Raw genomic sequence first — 17,132 nt, 5'->3', positions numbered from 1 at the left:
TTTAATTTATTTTAAAAGCGCTTTTTTAAAGTATTCGTAAGTGATCTTCAAGCCTTCCTGGCGATTCACTTTAGGCTCCCATCCTAATAAAGTACGGGCTTTGGTGATGTCGGGCTGACGTTGTTTCGGATCGTCTTTAGGCAACGGGTGATACACGATTTTTTGTTTAGAGCCCGTTAAGGCAATAATTTCTTCGGCAAATTGATTCAGGGTAATCTCCTGTGGATTGCCAATGTTTACCGGCAGATGGTAGTCGCTTAATAACAAACGATAAATACCTTCTACCAGGTCGTCTACATAGCAAAAAGATCGTGTCTGGCTACCATCGCCAAATACGGTGAGGTCCTCACCATTTAACGCCTGGCTCATAAAGGCCGGCAAAGCCCGCCCATCATTGAGACGCATACGTGGACCATAGGTATTGAAGATACGAATGATACGTGTTTCAACTCCATGGAAATTGTGATAAGCCATAGTAATAGACTCCAGGAATCTTTTGGCCTCATCATATACTCCTCTTGGCCCAACTGGATTAACGTTGCCCCAGTATTCTTCCGGCTGCGGATGTACATTGGGATCGCCATATACTTCTGACGTGGAAGCCACCAGGATACGTGCTTTTTTTTCTTTTGCCAACCCGAGTAGGTTGTGCGTTCCCAAAGAACCCACCTTCAAGGTTTGAATAGGCATCTTCAGGTAATCGATCGGACTGGCTGGAGATGCAAAGTTTAATATATAGTCCAGCTTTCCGGGTACATGTACAAATTTGGTGACATCGTGATGGTAGTACTCAAATTCCGGTAAAGGAAAAAGGTGCTCAATATTCTGGATATTACCAGTAAGCAGGTTATCCATGGCAATAACATGGTAGCCTTCTTTTATAAAACGATCGCAGAGATGAGAGCCGAGAAAACCAGCAGCACCAGCGATAAGTATTCTTTTCTTTTCCATATTTTGGTTATAAAAAATATTTAGAGGCTGACAGGTATACGGCCAACGCTTTCGTAATGGTATCCTAATTCTTTCATACGTGCGATATCAAAGAGATTTCTGCCATCAAAAATAACTTTATTCTTTAGGCTGGTTGATATCTTTTGGAAATCAGGTGTTCTGAACACACTCCATTCAGTAGCGATAATCAGGGCATCTGCGTTTTCCAGGCAGGTGTACTGGTGCTCAGCATATACAATTTTGCCATTCTTATTGCTCAGTAACCGCTGTACATTAGACATGGCTTCAGGATCGAAAACACTTATTGTTGCTCCTGCTGCCAGTAAAGCTTCGATGATATACAATGCCGGCGCTTCCCGGATATCATCTGTATTGGGCTTGAATGCCAGGCCCCACAACGCAAAGTGTTTGCCGCCAAGATCGTTATTAAAATAGTTTTGGATTTTGGGAAGCAGGAATAACTTTTGCCGCTCATTCACATCCATTACAGCATTTAATATTTTGAAATTATATTGTACATCTTCTGATGATTTAACGAGAGCCTGTACATCTTTAGGAAAGCAGCTACCGCCGTAACCAATACCGGGAAACAGAAAACGTTTACCAATACGGTCGTCACTGCCAATACCCCGGCGAACCATGTCTACGTCAGCCCCAAGCTTCTCACAGAGAATAGCGATTTCATTCATAAAGGAAATCTTGGTCGCCAGAAATGAGTTGGCTGCATATTTGGTTAATTCTGCAGACTTTTCATCCATAAATAAGATAGGGTTTCCCTGTCTTACAAATGGAGCATAAAGATCACCCATTACTTTACGGGCTCTTTCTGAAGTAGTACCAATTACTACCCTGTCTGGTTTCATAAAATCATCTACCGCTACTCCTTCACGCAAAAATTCAGGGTTGGAAACTACATCAAAAGGGGTCTTGCAATTTTCAGCAATAGCAGCAGCCACTCTTTCGGCGGTCCCTACCGGCACCGTGCTCTTGTCCACTATCACCTTGTAATCTGTCATAATTTTACCCAAATGTGCTGCAACATTCAGCACAAAGGACAGGTCTGCTGCGCCATCCGCTCCTGGAGGGGTGGGCAGTGCCAGAAAAATTACTTCCGCACCTTTAATACCTTCTTCTAAGCTGGTAGTGAAAGATAAACGTCCCTCTTTAAGATTACGTTCAAATAGTTTTTCCAGCCCTGGTTCATAAATGGTGATCTGGCCAGATGATAGCTTTTTTACTTTGTTAGCATCAATGTCTACACAGGTGACATCATTTCCTGTTTCTGCAAAACAGGTACCTGTTACGAGACCTACGTAACCGGTACCTACTACGGTAATCTTCATGATTGGGGAGTGTTTAAAAATGATTTAACGGACTGGATGATATGCTCCAGTTGATCGGAATCCATTTCAGTGTGTATCGGTAAGGAAATCACCTTACTAGTGAGATTATCGGTTACGGGAAGATTGAACGCTGCGCCGCCGAAGTGCTCGAACATTTTTTGGCGATGCGCAGGAACAGGGTAATAAATCATAGCTGGCACCCCTTTGGAAGCCAGGTGCTGCTGCAGCTCATTTCTGTCGGCATCATGAAGCTGCAGGGTATATTGATGAAACACATGATAACTATTGGCGGCTCGATAAGGCGTGGTAACTTGTGGTATACCGGCAAATGCAGCATCATATGCATCAGCTACCGCCCGGCGGGCAGCAATGTACCCGTCCAGCAATGGTAACTTGATACGTAATACGGCTGCCTGTACAGAATCTAAACGGGAGTTACAACCTACTACGTCATGATAGTAGCGGGCAGACTGACCATGATTAGCTACCATACGTATTTTAGCCGCCAGTTCGTCGTCATTGGTGAATAAAGCGCCTCCATCTCCATAGCATCCCAGGTTTTTGGACGGGAAGAAAGAAGTACAGCCTATATGTCCGATGGTACCTGCTTTCTTTTTGCTACCATCTTGAAAAGTATAATCAGCGCCAATCGCCTGGGCATTGTCCTCTATCACATATAGCTGGTGTTTGGCGGCAACCGCCATCAGGGGCTCCATATCCGCAACATGGCCATATAAGTGCACTGGTACAATGGCCTTGGTTTTAGGGGTAATCGCTTTTTCCACTGCTGTTATATCCAGGCAGTAGGTCTGCGGGTCAATATCCACGAAAACGGGCTTTAACTGTAGTAACGCAATTACTTCAGCGGTGGCAATAAAAGTAAAAGAAGGAGTAATAACTTCATCGCCGGGTTCCAGTCCTAGCGCCATCATCGCAATCTGAAGGGCATCTGTGCCATTGGCACAAGGTATCACGTGCTTCGCGCCCAGATACGCTTGCAATTCACCGGTAAATTGTTGTACCGCCCCTCCGTTAATAAAGGCCGAGCTTTCCAGAACTTCTTCGATGGCTGCATCTACCTGTGATTTAATCTTCGTATACTGGCGTTTCAAGTCCACCATCTGAATAGGAACCATATAATCGTATATTTTTATTTTATGTAAAGTGTGCAAATTTACAAATTTTGGGATTGGATGAGGATTATCTTTGCATTCATCCGAAAATTAAGTAAAAGTACGCATGGGAATGGTAGCAACAGGCATTTATAATGCCGGACTTCAATTATATAAAGCCGGCGTACAGCTGGCAGCTATGTTGGGCAAAACAAAGGCACAACGCTGGCTTAATGGCCGGAAACACTGGCAAGCCCGCATGCGTCAGGAGATAACCGGCCCTATTGTCTGGATTCATGCCGCTTCCCTGGGCGAATTCGAGCAGGGTAGACCCGTTTTGGAGGCCATCCGTACTACTTACCCCTCCTATAAAATTTTATTAACCTTTTTTTCACCCTCCGGTTACGAGGTGAGGAAAAATTACAAAGGAGCAGACTTTATTTATTACCTGCCCCTCGATACCAGGCGCAATGCCCGGGAACTGCTGGATATTGCACAGCCCGCATTGGCCATCTTCATTAAGTATGAATTCTGGTATCATTATCTCACAGAACTCTATGCACGTAAGATTCCTACTTTACTGGTATCTGGCATTTTCCGCAAGGAGCAGGTCTTCTTTAAAGGCCATGGAGCTATGTTCCGTCAGTTGTTACAACAGCTGACACATATTTTCGTTCAAAACGAGGGCTCCCTCCGGCTATTACAAGGGATCGGGTTACGGAATGCCAGCATCAGCGGAGATACCCGCTTCGACCGGGTATCGGCTTTATTACAGGAACATACCGACCTGCCTGAAATAGCGTCCTTTATTGCCGGCAGCCAGGTAATGGTAGCCGGCAGCACCTGGCCCGAAGATGAGAAACTGCTGAACGAATGGTGGCAACAGGAAAGCCGGCCCGGGCTAAAGCTGATTATCGCTCCCCATGAAATTCAGGAGTCACATATACAGGACATACTCACCCTGTTTCCTACCGCCCGGCGGTTTTCTGCGCTCAAAACAGACCAAACGGCTACCGGCCAGGTACTAATTATCGATAATATCGGTATGCTCACTGCGTTGTACCGCTATGCTACCGTCACATATGTGGGAGGAGGATTTGGGAAGGATGGGATCCATAACCTGCTGGAGCCAGCCGTGTACAGCAAACCTGTTATTATAGGCCCGGAGTACAGCAAGTACTTCGAAGCGGTGGAACTGGTGGCCGCTGGAGGAGCATTGGTGATCACAAATGCAGCACAATTGCACACCTCTGTGCAGCAATTATTACAGCCAGGGGAAACATATCCCCGCATTGCCGCGATTGCCGGAAATTACGTAGCCGCCAATACCGGGGCTACACAGAAAGTATTGGACTATATTCAGGAAAATCGTTTCCTGAGCAGGGAATAAAACTGTTGTACCAGGTGATGGTCGTCTTCCCAGCCCTGGATAATTTTTATTTCGCGTTGGAGCCAATAGTCAGCCTCCTGGAGGCTGCCGCATTCATTGATGGTTTTAATGGAACGCTCATATAAATCGCTGTCGCCCCGGAAAAGCTCCTGTATGAACTGGTATTTGTCGTTGATGCCAATGGCATGACGCAGATCATGTATAGGCATATCTCCCAATTTTTGGGCTACCTCCATCTTTTGTTGGCGCAGGCGGTCGTTCAGAGATAATCCGTTTCCATTGGCCGGTTCTTGCGCCCTGTTTTCCCGGGAAGCGGCCGGCGCAGGGGCATGCGCAGTTATTTCGTCGAAAAGTGTTGCCGGTTTAGGCTTTTCCGGCACTGGTATATGCGCCACAGGGGCTGGGGCCGGCTGGGGAACCACTACCGGTTCAGGTGCCACTATAGGTGCAGGCGCCTGGGTATTGGCTGCCCGGCTGTTGATATCTTCAACGGGGGCAATATGATTGAAAGTAGGGACATCATTCAACCGCGCCGCCCGACTGTTGATATCTTCCGCTTCGGACGATATTTCGGGAACGGCCACTACCTCCAACGGTTTATTTGATGGTAATGTTGTAGTTTGCGCCGCAGTTGGCTCAGCTGCCAGAACGGCAACTGGTTGCTGCACCGGCATGATTACCGCGATGGTATTACGCTGGGACGATTGTACCTGTTGCTGATGTTGCAGGGTACGTACATGCAACACTTCCGCCTGCAGCAATTGTACATAGTACGAAATAGCGGACAGGTCGGCCCCGGAATTTTTTAATTCCTGTAGTTTCTCAATTAATGCATTAATTTTTTCCATGCCTTAATTGTTAACGGGTGAGAGATAAAAATATTTTATTCTCATAAAATTAGAATATTTTAATTAATTAATAATCAAATTAGTATAATATGTTTATTGAACCTTCTCTTGCAGGAGGACGGAGGGGCTGGATCGAAGTAATTTGCGGCTCCATGTTTTCGGGAAAGACCGAAGAACTGATCCGCCGCCTAAAACGTGTGTATATCGCCAATTTAAAGGTGGAAATTTTTAAACCTGCGATAGATACCCGGTACGATGAAGGCGCTATTACTTCACATGATGAAAACAAGATTATTTCTACACCGATAGAAAATTCCCAGCAAATCCTGTTACTGGCGCAGGATGTGGATGTGGTAGGTATCGATGAAGCCCAGTTCTTCGACGATGAGCTTCCCAATGTATGTGATCAACTGGCCCTCAGGGGAGTACGGGTGATTATAGCCGGACTGGATATGGATTATACCGGTAAGCCTTTCGGCCAGATGCCTTTCCTGTTGGCTAAAGCAGACTATATCACCAAGCTGCACGCTATCTGCGTAAAATGCGGGAATATTGCCAATTATTCCTATCGGAAATCTGCTTCCAAAGAAACATTACTGCTGGGAGAAAAAGACGTGTATGAACCAAGATGCCGGCATTGCTATTATGAAAATGTATAAAGCTTATAAAAGGGAAAGCCCACCACTGGTGGGCTTTCCCTTTTATAAGCTTTATAATCAGGTATGTTGTTTTACCTTAAACGTGAATTTCTTCTGTGTCAGATAGCTAAAAATAACCACCAGCGCAGTAGTGCATATTTTTCCCACAGTAGGATAAAAATGCAGGTGATCCACAAAAATCTTCATCAGCAGGTAATTCAGTAAAATACAGATCCCCACCAATACAAAGTACCGGAATAGCTGTACCCGGCCCCGTAGATTAGAGTCTGAGAAAACGACGTATTTGCTGAGCAGGAAGCCGGTAGGAAAGGTAACCGCCATAGACATGAACAGGGCGGCGATATGTGCACTCATATTAAAAAATACCAGGTGCACCATTTGCTGATGCAGCACGAAATTGTAACACACGAAATACAGGAATATGTCCAGCATGGTATTTCCACCGCCACAGGCGAGGTACCGGAAGGTTTGCCAGGGCAACACCTTCGAAAAGGGCTGGTAGAAGAACCTGAGTATCTGAAGTATGGCGTTTCGTAACATCATAAAAATAGGCGCAAAGTTATACGTTTTCCGGGTTTTCGGAAACACTTTAACGAAAGTTAACAACTGTACAGGGTTATCTTAACATATTCCTTTTTTTCCAGGGAGAAGAAACGGAATGGGTGTTGATAGCTGCTTCCTGTAAAGTTATATTTTGTTGCTGCCATACATACGCAGCTAAAATAGCTGCCAGCTTATTGGTATCAGCAGATGCTGCTTGCAACGCCTGTGGTGTGAAATATTTACCAATGAAATTGGTATCGAATTTTCCTTCAATAAAGGCTGGTTGCTGTAATGCCCAATGGCCAAAGGGAAGCGTAGTCTTAATACCTTTCACCTGGTATTCTTCAATGGCCCGTAGCAAACGGAACCTCGCTTCTTCCCGGTCGCTGCCCCAGGCAATCAGTTTGGCAATCATCGGGTCGTAATAAATAGGAATATCCATTCCCTGCTCATATCCATCGTCTACCCTTACGCCATATCCCTGCGGACGGATATATGTTTCCAGTTTCCCCGTATCGGGCAAAAAATTATTGGCCGGATCTTCAGCACAAATGCGCAATTCAATAGCGTGGCCGTTTATTTTAAGGCTTTCCTGGGTAAAGGAAAGTTTTTCTCCCCTGGCTATCTTAATCTGCTCTTTTACGAGATCTAATCCGGTGATCAGTTCTGTAACAGGGTGTTCTACCTGCAAACGGGTGTTCATTTCCAGGAAATAGAAGTTGAGTTGCTCATCTACCAGGAATTCCACGGTACCTGCGCCATAGTAGTTACAGGCCCGGGCTACATCTACGGCACATTGTCCCATAGCAGCCCGGATGGCTGGCGTAAGACAGGAAGATGGCGCTTCTTCGATCAATTTCTGGTGCCGGCGCTGGATAGAGCACTCCCTTTCAAACAAATATACGCAGTTGCCATGGCGGTCGCCCAGCACCTGGATTTCAATATGACGGGGGGCCCCCACATATTTTTCAATGAATACCGCATCATCGCCAAAGGCGCTCAGGGCTTCGCTTTTAGCTAACCTTATCTGTTCTTCCAGTTCTTCCGGAGCATTCACCACCCGCATCCCTTTACCGCCACCACCGGCAGAAGCCTTGATAAGTATAGGGAAACCGGTCTTTTTCACCACTTCCCGGGCTTCTTCCACGCTGCGCAATGGGGTTTCTGTACCCGGTACCATCGGAACGCCAAATTTCTGGGCGGCCTGTTTGGCGGCCAGTTTACTCCCCATCACTTCAATAGAAGCGGCAGATGGCCCGATGAACGTGATACCTGCATCGGTTACCTGTTGCGCAAAACGGGCGTTTTCACTTAAAAACCCATATCCCGGATGAATACCATCCACCTGCTTTTCTTTGGCTACTGCAATGATTTTTTCGCCCAGCAGATAGGATTGATTGGAAGGGGCAGGGCCAATGCAAACCGCTTCATCTGCATATTGTACAAACGGCATGGTGCGATCGGCTTCGGAATAAACCGCCACCGTTTTAATGCCCATTTCACGTGCCGAACGCATAATGCGTAATGCTATTTCTCCCCGATTGGCAACCAGAATTTTATTCATTACTCTTTTTTATGGAGGGGCTAATATAGGTTTTTTTTGAGCAGAAAGCGGAACGCCGAAAGCAAAAAGCTATTGAAGCGGGCGGCCAGCAGGAATTTTAAATATCCGGAGGTCATTTGCCTCAATAGCTTTTTGCTTTCCGCTTTCTGCTCATTAAGCTATCTTTGCGGCTGATCATGAAAAAAGATAATCCGCTACGGCAAACATTAACCCTGGTAAAAAAGGACCTTACACTGGAACTACGCCAGCAATACGCCTTTTATGGGGTACTGCTCTATATTGTGGCTACGGTTTTTGTTATCAACCTGATGATGGGAAGACCGGACGATAAGGTATGGAATGCCCTTTTCTGGGTGATACAGCTGTTTGTAGCGGTAAATGCCGTGGCCAAAAGCTTTATGCAGGAAAACAGGGGCCGCCTGCTGTATTTCTATTCTATTGTCAATTCCCGGGTATTTATTGCGGCCAAATTAATTTACAATATCATACTCATGGCGCTGATGAGCGTTATTGCTCTGGTGTGCAGCGTGGCTTTCCTGGGTAATCCTATTCTCCATCCGGGCTATTTTATTGGGATGGTATTGCTCGGAGGTACCAGTTTATCCCTGTTGTTTACCATGCTGGCGGCTATAGCGGCGCAGGCCAACCATAACGCCGCCCTGATGGCGGTGATGGGATTTCCGCTGATTATGCCGGTGCTGATGCTGCTGGCCAATATCTCCTTGTCGGCCTTTGTAACGGTATACCAGCCCGAACTGCCCAAAATGTTCCTCCTGCTGGGTGGGATGGATATCCTCGTAGTTGCCCTGACAATGATACTTTTCCCGTTTTTGTGGAAAGACTGATATTAGAAATATCAAAGAAAAGGCTCACTTCTGTAAACGATATTTAACGGGGATTTGCTGCTGTTGGATAAACTTAAAATCCCCGAAAAGCTTTGTGATTAGGTTTAAAACGTGTAGGTTTGCCAGCGGAATATAGCTATTAGAAAATGGCCAAACATTGGTGGAAAGCATTAGCGATACTGCTTCTTTTATATGTAATTATCGCCGGGTTCACTGTTGAAATACCTATCATAGGAACCAACGGACAGTCATCCAGAGGATTGTTCTTTCATGTACCGATGTGGATATGTATGTATACCATGTTCACAATCTCGATTGTCTACTCACTTCTCTATCTCTCCAAATACGACCTGAAAAAAGATGTGATTGCTGCCGCCGCTGCAGGAGTAGGCTCTTTCTTCGGCGTAATGGGATTTGCCACAGGTTCCCTCTGGGCTACCTATACCTGGGGAGGGACGCTCACCGACGATCCCAAGCAAATGTGTACGGCCATCGCCATATTAATTTACCTGGCCTACCTGGTATTACGCCTGTCGATCCATGATCTCGACAAACGGGCACGTATATCCGCAGTTTATAACATTTTTGCTTATGCCCTGCTGATACCGCTCACCTATATCATCCCTCGTATGGTAGACTCCCTGCACCCGGGTAGCGCTACCACTCCGGGCTTCGCTTCCAAAGATACCAGCGGTTCCATGAAACAGGTTTTGTACCCCGCTTTCATCGGCTGGACCCTGCTGAGCGTGTGGATATTCAGCCTGGTAGTACGTTACAAGAAATTACAGCTTAAAAATATTTTTAAATGATCAACAAAGCGTTTTCATTTTGCCTGACCCTTGCCCTGCTATGCATATCGGTACTGGCAAATGCACAACAGCAGAATACCGAGAAAGGACCCATCAACGAATTCTTCCGCAGCAATGACAAGATTTATGTAATAGTGGGCGTTTTAGTGATCATCTTCATTGGAATAGTGTTATTTCTTATCAGACTGGACAGAAAAATAGGTAAGCTGGAAGAAAGGGAAAGAAATAACCCCTGATAGCATAAAATCTAATCGTTATACCAAAACAATAATTTATGTCGCAAGATCAGCATTATAGCTTTTTCCAGAGTGTGGAAAAGAGCTTCGACAAAGCAGCTGCGTTCACCAAATGGGACAAGGGTATCCTGGAGCAGATCAAAGCCTGCAACGCCGTTTACCAGATCAAGTTCCCGGTTCGGATCGGCGATACGGTACAGGTAATTGAAGCTTACCGCGTACAACATTCCCATCATAAACTGCCTTGTAAAGGGGGGATTCGCTTCAGTGATGAAGTGAACCAGGATGAAGTGATGGCGCTGGCATCCCTGATGACCTACAAATGTGCTATTGTAAACGTACCCTTTGGTGGAGCTAAAGGCGGTCTGAAAATCAATCCCCGCAATTATACTCCCTTCCAGCTGGAAGCAATTACCCGTCGCTATACGGCAGAACTGGTAAAGAAAAATTTTATTGGCCCCGGCACAGACGTTCCGGCTCCTGACTACGGTACCGGCGAAAGAGAAATGAGCTGGATCCTGGATACCTACATGAGCTTACGTCCGGGTGAAATTGATGGTTATGGTTGCGTAACCGGTAAACCTGTATCCCAGGGCGGGGTACGCGGTCGTACCGAAGCTACCGGCTTAGGTGTATTCTACGGTTTACGTGAGCTGTGCAATATCAAGGAAGATATGGACCGTTTGGGCCTGCCTACCGGTATTGAAGGCAAACGCGTGATTGTTCAGGGAATGGGTAACGTAGGTTACCACGCCGCCAAATACTTCCACGAAGCAGGCGCTAAAGTGGTATGTCTCATCGAGTGGGATGGCGCTATCTTCAACGAACAGGGAATGAATCCTGATGAAGTACTGATGCACAAGAAAGCTACCGGCTCTATTGTTAACTTCCCGGGTGCTACCAACCTGAATAAAAATACCGATGGCCTGGAGCTGGATTGCGAAATCCTGATTCCTGCGGCATTGGAAAACGTCATCGACAAACATAACGCGCCTAACGTTAAAGCCAAGATCATCGGGGAAGCTGCAAACGGTCCGTTAACACCGGAAGCAGATGAAATCCTGAATAAGAAAGGCGTGATTGTGGTACCGGATATGTTCCTGAACGCGGGTGGGGTAACCGTTTCTTATTTCGAATGGTTGAAAAACCTCAGCCACGTACGTTATGGCCGTTTGGGCAAGCGCTTCGATGAGAATATGAACATTCATATCCTGCAAACAATCGAAGACCTGACCGGTAAGAAAGTATCTGATAAAGAAAGAAAATTCATTGCTCATGGAGCAGATGAGGTAGACCTGGTATACTCCGGACTGGAAGAAACCATGCACGCCGCCCTCCACGAAGTACGCGATGTAATGATGGCTAATCCACAGATACACGATATGCGTACGGCTGCTTATGTAGTAGCGATCAACAAAGTAGGCGCTGCTTACGAGCAACTGGGTATTTTCCCTTGATGCACGATGATAGATAAATTTTGTAGCCCCTGTGCCGCCGGCGCGGGGGCTTTTTTATGCAAATGACGGTAAGGCGGAAAGGAAGTTCCATTGCTGTTCCCGGTCCATATACCTACCACAGAAGGTATGGATCCCATTGGTAATCACCAGGTAAGTAGCAGGGATCACCATATTGTAACGGATCACTTGTTGCATGGTTTGCTCTGTAAGCGGCACATTCATTTCCTTGCATTCTACCAGCATCCAGGGTTGTGTGGCACGATTGTAAATCACGATATCATACCGCTTTTTCATCTCTCCCAGGTATATTTCTTTTTCAATGCCTATGAGCGCAGCCGGGTATCCCATTACTTTTACCAGGTAATTCAGGAAATTTTGCCTCACCCATTCTTCCGGGGTAAGCACCACGTATTTCTTGCGAAAACGGTCGAAAATCATTTCTCTATTACCTTCTCTTGTAATCTTAAAATCCGGTGGGGGGAAGCTGATCGCAATCAAAATACAACAGGTTTTAATGTGGGTACGAAGATAGTTACATTAGGATAATATTGCCGTTAGCGAACAAAACCTTACATTTGCTTGTCAAAAAGCTATGAAGACAAAAGAAGAAATTGTAGCTAATTGGCTGCCTCGCTACACAGGTGAGAAACTGGACCGTTTCGGATCTCATATCCTCCTCACCAATTTCAGTAATTATGTGACCATGTTTGCCGAATGGAACGATGTAGAAATCATTGGCCACGGTAAACCCATGCAATGCGCTACAGCTGGCGATATCACCATTATCAACTTTGGTATGGGAAGCCCGGGCGCTGCTACCGTAATGGACCTGTTATCCGCCATCTCACCCAGAGCCGTACTGTTCCTGGGAAAATGTGGTGGACTGAAAAAGAAAAACAATATCGGCGACCTCATATTACCCATAGCTGCTATACGCGGAGAAGGTACCAGCAATGATTATTTCCCACCTGAAGTACCGGCACTGCCAGCGTTTGCATTGCAAAAAGCTATCTCCACCACTATCCGAGATTCTGGCTTTGACTATTGGACAGGCACCTGTTATACCACCAACCGCCGGGTATGGGAACATGATATCGACTTTAAGCACTACCTGGAAAAAGTAAGAGCCATGGCGGTAGATATGGAAACGGCCACTATCTTCTCGGTTGGATTCTATAACAAAATTCCTACGGGCGCTTTATTGCTGGTATCGGATCAACCTATGGTGCCAGAAGGTGTAAAAACGGAAGAAAGCGACAAAAAGGTAACCACACATTTCGTAGAACGTCATCTTAAAGTAGGAATAGACTCCTTACAGAAACTGATTGACAGTCACCAAACTGTGAAGCACCTGCGTTTTTAGAATTGTTGTATCTTCCGGGCATGCTTTCCACTCGGGTAGAGATACAGGACCTTGCGGTCACGTTCCGGTCAGGTGAAACCACCACAAAGGCTGTTAACCATATTTCCCTTTCTATAGGAAAAGGAGAAATTGTTGGCGTAGTAGGAGAATCCGGCTCCGGAAAATCCGTTACCGCCTTGTCGCTGATGCGGCTGATCGACTCGCCAGGCGCTGATTCCGGTGGACAAATACTTTACCAGCCGGGTGCAGCACAGCCGGTAAATTTGCTGGCACTGCCCGAAGCGGCGATGCGTAGCTACCGGGGCAATGAAATAGCCATGATCTTCCAGGAGCCGATGACGGCCCTGAACCCCCTGCAAACCTGTGGCCAACAAGTGGCAGAAGCCATCCGGCTGCACATGGCCGTAAGCCGGCCGGCGGCCAGAGAGCAGGTGAAATCCCTGTTTGAGAAAGTAAAACTACCCGACCCGGCAGGTATCATGCAGCGTTATCCCCACGAACTTTCCGGTGGGCAGAAACAGCGCGTCATGATTGCCATGGCCATTTCCTGCCATCCCAGGCTGCTCATCGCCGATGAACCCACTACCGCTTTAGATGTTACCGTGCAAAAAGCTATCCTCGAACTGCTCCGGGAACTGCAACAGCAGATGGATATGAGCGTTATTTTTATCACCCACGACCTTGGAGTAGTGGCCGAACTGGCCAACCGGGTAGTGGTGATGTATAAAGGCAATATAGTAGAGCAGGGAGATGTAGCTACCGTATTCCGGCAACCGCAACACCCTTATACTAAAGGGTTGCTGGCCTGCCGCCCCCCACTGGATAAACGTTTGGTGCGATTGCCCGTTATCCGCGACTTTATGGAAACAGACTCACAGGGACAGATACACGAAAAAAATGGAGCTATCCAGGCGGTGCTGGAATCCCTGGTAATTCCGGAAGCCGATATCACGCGGAGGGAACAACAATTGGGCACTGCCACACCATTACTGGAGGTACAGGGACTGAAGACCTGGTTTCCCGTAAAGAGAAGTATAACCGGTAAAGTACTGCAATGGGCCAAGGCCGTAAACGACGTAAGTTTCCAGGTGAAAACGGGCGAAACGATGGGGTTGGTGGGAGAATCTGGCTGTGGCAAAACAACGTTGGGCAGATCTTTGTTAAGACTGATACCTCCCACTGCAGGGAGTATTTATTATAAAGGACAGGATATTATGAGCTTGTCGGCCGCCGGCATGCGTGGTTTACGCAAGGATATGCAGCTGATTTTCCAGGATCCTTATGCGTCGTTGAATCCGCGCAGGACCATCGGTGCCGCTATCCTGGAGCCTATGCAGGTACATGGCCTGCATGGACCGGAACGCAGTCAGCGGGAGCGGGTGCTGGAATTGCTGGAGAAAGTAAACCTGCAGCCGGAGCATTTCAACCGGTATCCGCATGAGTTTTCCGGTGGGCAGCGGCAGCGGGTAGTCATTGCGCGGGCACTGGCGGTGGACCCTTCTTTTATTATCTGTGATGAATCGGTGGCAGCGCTGGATGTAAGCATACAGGCCCAGGTGTTGAATTTGCTGATCCGTTTGCGGGAAGAGCTGGGCTTCACCTGCATTTTTATTTCGCACGATTTATCGGTGGTGCGGTTTATCAGCGACCGGATGATGGTGATGCAGAAGGGAAAAATTGTGGAGCAGGGGGCTGCTGATGCTGTTTACAACCACCCGCAAAATGCTTATACCCAACAACTAATTGCAGCTATTCCTAAGGGAATATAATATATAAATTACTGATTATTATTTATTTTATATCATTTTTTGATGAAATAGATTATAATTGGTACCTTCGCACCTCTAAAATTTATTCATACCGTAATATGAAACTATCACAGTTCAAATTCGATCTTCCTTTAAATCTGATCGCACAGCACCCTACCAAGACAAGAGATGAATCACGTTTAATGGTGGTACATCGTAATACCGGAAAAATTGAGCACAAAGTATTCAAGGACATCCTCGGTTATTTTAATGACAAGGATGTAATGATTGTGAACAATACCAAGGTGTTTCCTGCGAGGTTGTATGGCCGTAAAGAAAAGACAGGAGCAAAAATTGAGGTATTCCTGTTGCGTGAGCTGAACAAGCAAAACCGTTTGTGGGATGTAATTGTTGACCCTGCCCGTAAAATCCGTGTAGGCAACAAGTTGTATTTTGGCGATGATGAAACGCTGGTGGCAGAAGTTATTGATAACACCACCTCCAGGGGCCGTACTATTCGTTTCTTATTTGAAGGCAATGATGAAGAATTCAAGCAGGTATTAGACCAGCTGGGAGAAACGCCTTTGCCTAAATATATCAAACGTAAACCGGAAGATGAGGACAAAGAACGTTATCAGACCGTGTATGCTAAGTACGAAGGTGCGGTAGCTGCGCCTACTGCGGGGTTGCACTTTAGCCGTGAGTTGATCAAGCGCTTGGAAATCAAAGGGGTGAAGTTTGCAGAAGTAACGCTGCACACAGGTTTGGGTACTTTCCGTCCTATCGAGGTAGAAGACCTGAGCAAGCACAAAATGGATGCAGAGTACTTCCTGATCGAAGAACATGCCGTGAAAGTGGTAAATAAAGCGAAAGAAGAAAACCGCAGGATCTGCGCTATCGGTACTACTTCCGTACGTGCCGTAGAATCTTCTGTTACTGCGCAAAACCACCTGAAGGCAGCGGAGGGATGGACTAATACTTTTATTCATCCGCCTTACGACTTTGCTATTCCGAATGCAATGGTCACCAACTTCCACCTGCCTAAGACCAGCCTGTTGATTATGACCTGCGCTTTTGCAGGATATGATCTGATCATGGAGGCTTACCAGCAGGCCATCAAAGAAAAATACCGTTTCTTCAGCTATGGCGATGCTATGCTGATCATTTAATTACAAAGTATTTCCGGGGATTATCTTATTCAGTGTACTGGATAAGGTAGTCCCCGATTTTTTTGTATGGAATATAAAAAAGTGGCGATCATTGTTGCCGGAGGTTCCGGCACCCGTATGCAAAGTGCTGTACCCAAGCAGTTCCTGGAGCTTGCGGGAAAGCCCGTCCTATACCACACCATTGCTGCTTTTGCTGCTGCCTATGCCGATATGGAAATCGTATTGGTATTGCCGGAAGCACATTTCTCTTTTGCCAATCAGTTACTACAGGGGTTTGATCCCTTACCGGCTGTTACCATTGTAAAGGGGGGGGAAACCCGTTTTCATTCCGTTAAGAATGGACTACAGCTGGTAGATAGTCCGTCGGTAGTGTTTGTACATGATGGCGTGCGGCCACTGGTATCTACTACGTTGATACGTGCCTGTTATGAGGCTGCCTTGAGCCATGGTACTGCTATCCCGGTGGTAGATATGAAAGATAGTATCCGGGAGATCCGCGCAGGTAATAATGCGGCAGTAGACCGCGATCGCTTTAAAATTATTCAGACCCCACAAACCTTTCTTTCTCACCTGATTTTGCCTGCGTTTGAGTTACCTTATGATCCGTTGTTTACAGATGAAGCAACGGTGGTAGAACGTTTGGGGCACCCGGTGCATCTGCTGCCCGGAGAGGAATCCAATATCAAGATTACCAAGCCACTGGATCTGACGATTGCAGAGGCCCTGTTAAAGGAGCGGCATTAAATTAAACAGCAGTGGTTTAGTAAGGGCTTTTGAACCTCGCTGCTGCTGCTTTTGAAGTGTTTGCATAGAGTACAGCAACAACAATTTGCCGGTTGGTGAGTGTATCGCATTTGGTGACGTTGGCGGCGCCGGAAAAAATCTCACCTTGTATACTCAGGTATTCATAGTGTATGTTTTGTTTGGAAAGCCAGGCGGCTACAGTGTCTTGTTTGGTAGTGAGTGCAGGGCCCCAGGGGTTATTGCATAATGTTTCAAAGTAAAACATTGGCTTGGAGATGTTGGGGGGATCTTTAAAGCAGGCCGTCATAGCTAAAGCCACTGCCAGTACAGGAAAAATACGTTTCATACAAG

The 17,132-nt window shown here is 46.5% G+C and carries 18 protein-coding genes; 10 read left to right on the top strand and 8 right to left on the bottom strand.

What is annotated here, in order from left to right:
• Positions 1-6: 6 nt before the first annotated feature.
• The 3 genes from FHW36_RS27665 to FHW36_RS27655 are packed head-to-tail and all read right to left on the bottom strand — an operon-like array spanning position 7 to position 3,430.
• Complete coding sequence (locus FHW36_RS27665) at positions 7-951, bottom strand: UDP-glucuronic acid decarboxylase family protein (RefSeq protein WP_145674163.1); 945 nt, start codon at positions 949-951, stop codon at positions 7-9.
• Positions 952-971: 20 nt separating this feature from the next.
• The gene (locus FHW36_RS27660; protein ID WP_145674162.1) at positions 972-2,294 is read right to left on the bottom strand and encodes a UDP-glucose dehydrogenase family protein; all 1,323 of its coding nucleotides are present in this window, start codon (positions 2,292-2,294) and stop codon (positions 972-974) included.
• The gene (locus FHW36_RS27655) at positions 2,291-3,430 is read right to left on the bottom strand and encodes a DegT/DnrJ/EryC1/StrS family aminotransferase (RefSeq protein ID WP_145674159.1); all 1,140 of its coding nucleotides are present in this window, start codon (positions 3,428-3,430) and stop codon (positions 2,291-2,293) included. Before FHW36_RS27655 ends, FHW36_RS27660 begins: the two co-directional genes overlap by 4 nt.
• Before the next feature lie 103 nt (positions 3,431-3,533).
• On the opposite strand from FHW36_RS27655, the gene FHW36_RS27650 reads away from it, so the two are divergent.
• Positions 3,534-4,796 carry a 3-deoxy-D-manno-octulosonic acid transferase gene (locus FHW36_RS27650; RefSeq protein WP_246121242.1) on the top strand — a complete coding sequence of 421 codons (1,263 nt, stop codon included), beginning with the start codon at positions 3,534-3,536 and terminating at the stop codon, positions 4,794-4,796.
• Here the strand turns inward: FHW36_RS27650 and FHW36_RS27645 are convergent.
• A complete protein-coding gene (locus FHW36_RS27645) occupies positions 4,766-5,644 on the bottom strand; it encodes a hypothetical protein (protein ID WP_145674157.1) in 879 nt (292 codons plus the stop codon). The genes FHW36_RS27650 and FHW36_RS27645 overlap by 31 nt on opposite strands.
• Before the next feature lie 89 nt (positions 5,645-5,733).
• Here FHW36_RS27645 and FHW36_RS27640 point away from each other — a divergent pair, with 89 nt between their 5' ends.
• Positions 5,734-6,303 (top strand): thymidine kinase, encoded by a 570-nt coding sequence (locus FHW36_RS27640; protein ID WP_145674154.1) that lies wholly within the window; start codon positions 5,734-5,736, stop codon positions 6,301-6,303.
• Positions 6,304-6,360: 57 nt separating this feature from the next.
• On the opposite strand, the gene FHW36_RS27635 is transcribed toward FHW36_RS27640, so the two are convergent.
• Together FHW36_RS27635 and accC are read right to left on the bottom strand one after the other, a co-directional pair.
• The gene (locus FHW36_RS27635) at positions 6,361-6,846 is read right to left on the bottom strand and encodes a GtrA family protein (protein ID WP_246121241.1); all 486 of its coding nucleotides are present in this window, start codon (positions 6,844-6,846) and stop codon (positions 6,361-6,363) included.
• Positions 6,847-6,919: 73 nt separating this feature from the next.
• Positions 6,920-8,410, bottom strand: a complete 1,491-nt coding sequence (gene accC, locus FHW36_RS27630) for an acetyl-CoA carboxylase biotin carboxylase subunit (RefSeq protein ID WP_145674152.1) — start codon at positions 8,408-8,410, stop codon at positions 6,920-6,922.
• A 176-nt stretch (positions 8,411-8,586) separates the two neighbouring features.
• Between accC and FHW36_RS27625 the strand changes: the two genes are divergently transcribed.
• The 4 genes from FHW36_RS27625 to FHW36_RS27610 all read left to right on the top strand — a co-directional run bounded on the left by FHW36_RS27625 (position 8,587) and on the right by FHW36_RS27610 (position 11,757).
• Positions 8,587-9,255 (top strand): heme exporter protein CcmB, encoded by a 669-nt coding sequence (locus tag FHW36_RS27625; RefSeq protein ID WP_145674150.1) that lies wholly within the window; start codon positions 8,587-8,589, stop codon positions 9,253-9,255.
• Between the two features lie 146 nt (positions 9,256-9,401).
• Positions 9,402-10,064 carry a cytochrome c biogenesis protein CcsA gene (gene ccsA, locus FHW36_RS27620; RefSeq protein ID WP_145674149.1) on the top strand — a complete coding sequence of 221 codons (663 nt, stop codon included), beginning with the start codon at positions 9,402-9,404 and terminating at the stop codon, positions 10,062-10,064.
• Complete coding sequence (locus FHW36_RS27615) at positions 10,061-10,300, top strand: CcmD family protein (RefSeq protein ID WP_145674147.1); 240 nt, start codon at positions 10,061-10,063, stop codon at positions 10,298-10,300. The genes ccsA and FHW36_RS27615 overlap by 4 nt, the downstream gene beginning before the upstream one ends.
• 38 nt (positions 10,301-10,338) lie before the next feature.
• Positions 10,339-11,757, top strand: coding sequence for a Glu/Leu/Phe/Val family dehydrogenase (locus FHW36_RS27610; protein ID WP_145674145.1), 1,419 nt, complete (start codon positions 10,339-10,341; stop codon positions 11,755-11,757).
• Between the two features lie 54 nt (positions 11,758-11,811).
• Here FHW36_RS27610 and FHW36_RS27605 read toward each other — a convergent pair whose 3' ends face one another.
• Positions 11,812-12,255: a type I restriction enzyme HsdR N-terminal domain-containing protein gene (locus FHW36_RS27605; RefSeq protein WP_145674144.1), complete on the bottom strand. Its 444-nt coding sequence runs from the start codon at positions 12,253-12,255 to the stop codon at positions 11,812-11,814.
• 94 nt (positions 12,256-12,349) lie between these two features.
• Between FHW36_RS27605 and FHW36_RS27600 the strand changes: the two genes are divergently transcribed.
• The 4 genes from FHW36_RS27600 to FHW36_RS27585 all read left to right on the top strand — a co-directional run bounded on the left by FHW36_RS27600 (position 12,350) and on the right by FHW36_RS27585 (position 16,781).
• On the top strand, positions 12,350-13,120 hold the full coding sequence (locus tag FHW36_RS27600) for an AMP nucleosidase (protein ID WP_145674142.1): 771 nt from the start codon (positions 12,350-12,352) through the stop codon (positions 13,118-13,120).
• 20 nt (positions 13,121-13,140) lie between these two features.
• Positions 13,141-14,889: an ABC transporter ATP-binding protein gene (locus tag FHW36_RS27595; protein WP_145674141.1), complete on the top strand. Its 1,749-nt coding sequence runs from the start codon at positions 13,141-13,143 to the stop codon at positions 14,887-14,889.
• A gap of 98 nt (positions 14,890-14,987) precedes the next feature.
• The gene (queA, locus tag FHW36_RS27590) at positions 14,988-16,037 is read left to right on the top strand and encodes a tRNA preQ1(34) S-adenosylmethionine ribosyltransferase-isomerase QueA (protein ID WP_145674139.1); all 1,050 of its coding nucleotides are present in this window, start codon (positions 14,988-14,990) and stop codon (positions 16,035-16,037) included.
• 66 nt (positions 16,038-16,103) lie between these two features.
• A complete protein-coding gene (locus tag FHW36_RS27585) occupies positions 16,104-16,781 on the top strand; it encodes a 2-C-methyl-D-erythritol 4-phosphate cytidylyltransferase (RefSeq protein WP_145674137.1) in 678 nt (225 codons plus the stop codon).
• A 16-nt stretch (positions 16,782-16,797) separates the two neighbouring features.
• Here the strand turns inward: FHW36_RS27585 and FHW36_RS27580 are convergent, their stop codons facing one another.
• Positions 16,798-17,127: a hypothetical protein gene (locus FHW36_RS27580; RefSeq protein WP_145674135.1), complete on the bottom strand. Its 330-nt coding sequence runs from the start codon at positions 17,125-17,127 to the stop codon at positions 16,798-16,800.
• Positions 17,128-17,132: the final 5 nt, after the last annotated feature.

Source organism: Chitinophaga polysaccharea, assembly GCF_007829335.1.
GTDB classification, from domain to species: Bacteria; Bacteroidota; Bacteroidia; order Chitinophagales; family Chitinophagaceae; genus Chitinophaga; species Chitinophaga polysaccharea_B.
Note: the sequence above shows the minus strand (reverse complement) of the source record. Positions and strands in the feature narration are given on the sequence as shown.

What these genes read in the sequence shown, in the direction of transcription:
- FHW36_RS27625 (WP_145674150.1), top strand. Translation starts at nt 8,587, where the DNA reads ATGAAAAAAGATAATCCGCTACGGCAAACATTAACCCTGGTAAAAAAG.
- FHW36_RS27650 (WP_246121242.1), top strand. Translation starts at nt 3,534, where the DNA reads ATGGGAATGGTAGCAACAGGCATTTATAATGCCGGACTTCAATTATAT.
- FHW36_RS27660 (WP_145674162.1), bottom strand. Translation starts at nt 2,294, where the DNA reads ATGAAGATTACCGTAGTAGGTACCGGTTACGTAGGTCTCGTAACAGGT.
- FHW36_RS27640 (WP_145674154.1), top strand. Translation starts at nt 5,734, where the DNA reads ATGTTTATTGAACCTTCTCTTGCAGGAGGACGGAGGGGCTGGATCGAA.
- FHW36_RS27610 (WP_145674145.1), top strand. Translation starts at nt 10,339, where the DNA reads ATGTCGCAAGATCAGCATTATAGCTTTTTCCAGAGTGTGGAAAAGAGC.
- FHW36_RS27615 (WP_145674147.1), top strand. Translation starts at nt 10,061, where the DNA reads ATGATCAACAAAGCGTTTTCATTTTGCCTGACCCTTGCCCTGCTATGC.
- FHW36_RS27645 (WP_145674157.1), bottom strand. Translation starts at nt 5,644, where the DNA reads ATGGAAAAAATTAATGCATTAATTGAGAAACTACAGGAATTAAAAAAT.
- FHW36_RS27580 (WP_145674135.1), bottom strand. Translation starts at nt 17,127, where the DNA reads ATGAAACGTATTTTTCCTGTACTGGCAGTGGCTTTAGCTATGACGGCC.
- accC (WP_145674152.1), bottom strand. Translation starts at nt 8,410, where the DNA reads ATGAATAAAATTCTGGTTGCCAATCGGGGAGAAATAGCATTACGCATT.
- FHW36_RS27655 (WP_145674159.1), bottom strand. Translation starts at nt 3,430, where the DNA reads ATGGTTCCTATTCAGATGGTGGACTTGAAACGCCAGTATACGAAGATT.
- FHW36_RS27635 (WP_246121241.1), bottom strand. Translation starts at nt 6,846, where the DNA reads ATGATGTTACGAAACGCCATACTTCAGATACTCAGGTTCTTCTACCAG.
- FHW36_RS27595 (WP_145674141.1), top strand. Translation starts at nt 13,141, where the DNA reads ATGCTTTCCACTCGGGTAGAGATACAGGACCTTGCGGTCACGTTCCGG.
- FHW36_RS27600 (WP_145674142.1), top strand. Translation starts at nt 12,350, where the DNA reads ATGAAGACAAAAGAAGAAATTGTAGCTAATTGGCTGCCTCGCTACACA.
- FHW36_RS27585 (WP_145674137.1), top strand. Translation starts at nt 16,104, where the DNA reads ATGGAATATAAAAAAGTGGCGATCATTGTTGCCGGAGGTTCCGGCACC.
- queA (WP_145674139.1), top strand. Translation starts at nt 14,988, where the DNA reads ATGAAACTATCACAGTTCAAATTCGATCTTCCTTTAAATCTGATCGCA.
- ccsA (WP_145674149.1), top strand. Translation starts at nt 9,402, where the DNA reads ATGGCCAAACATTGGTGGAAAGCATTAGCGATACTGCTTCTTTTATAT.
- FHW36_RS27665 (WP_145674163.1), bottom strand. Translation starts at nt 951, where the DNA reads ATGGAAAAGAAAAGAATACTTATCGCTGGTGCTGCTGGTTTTCTCGGC.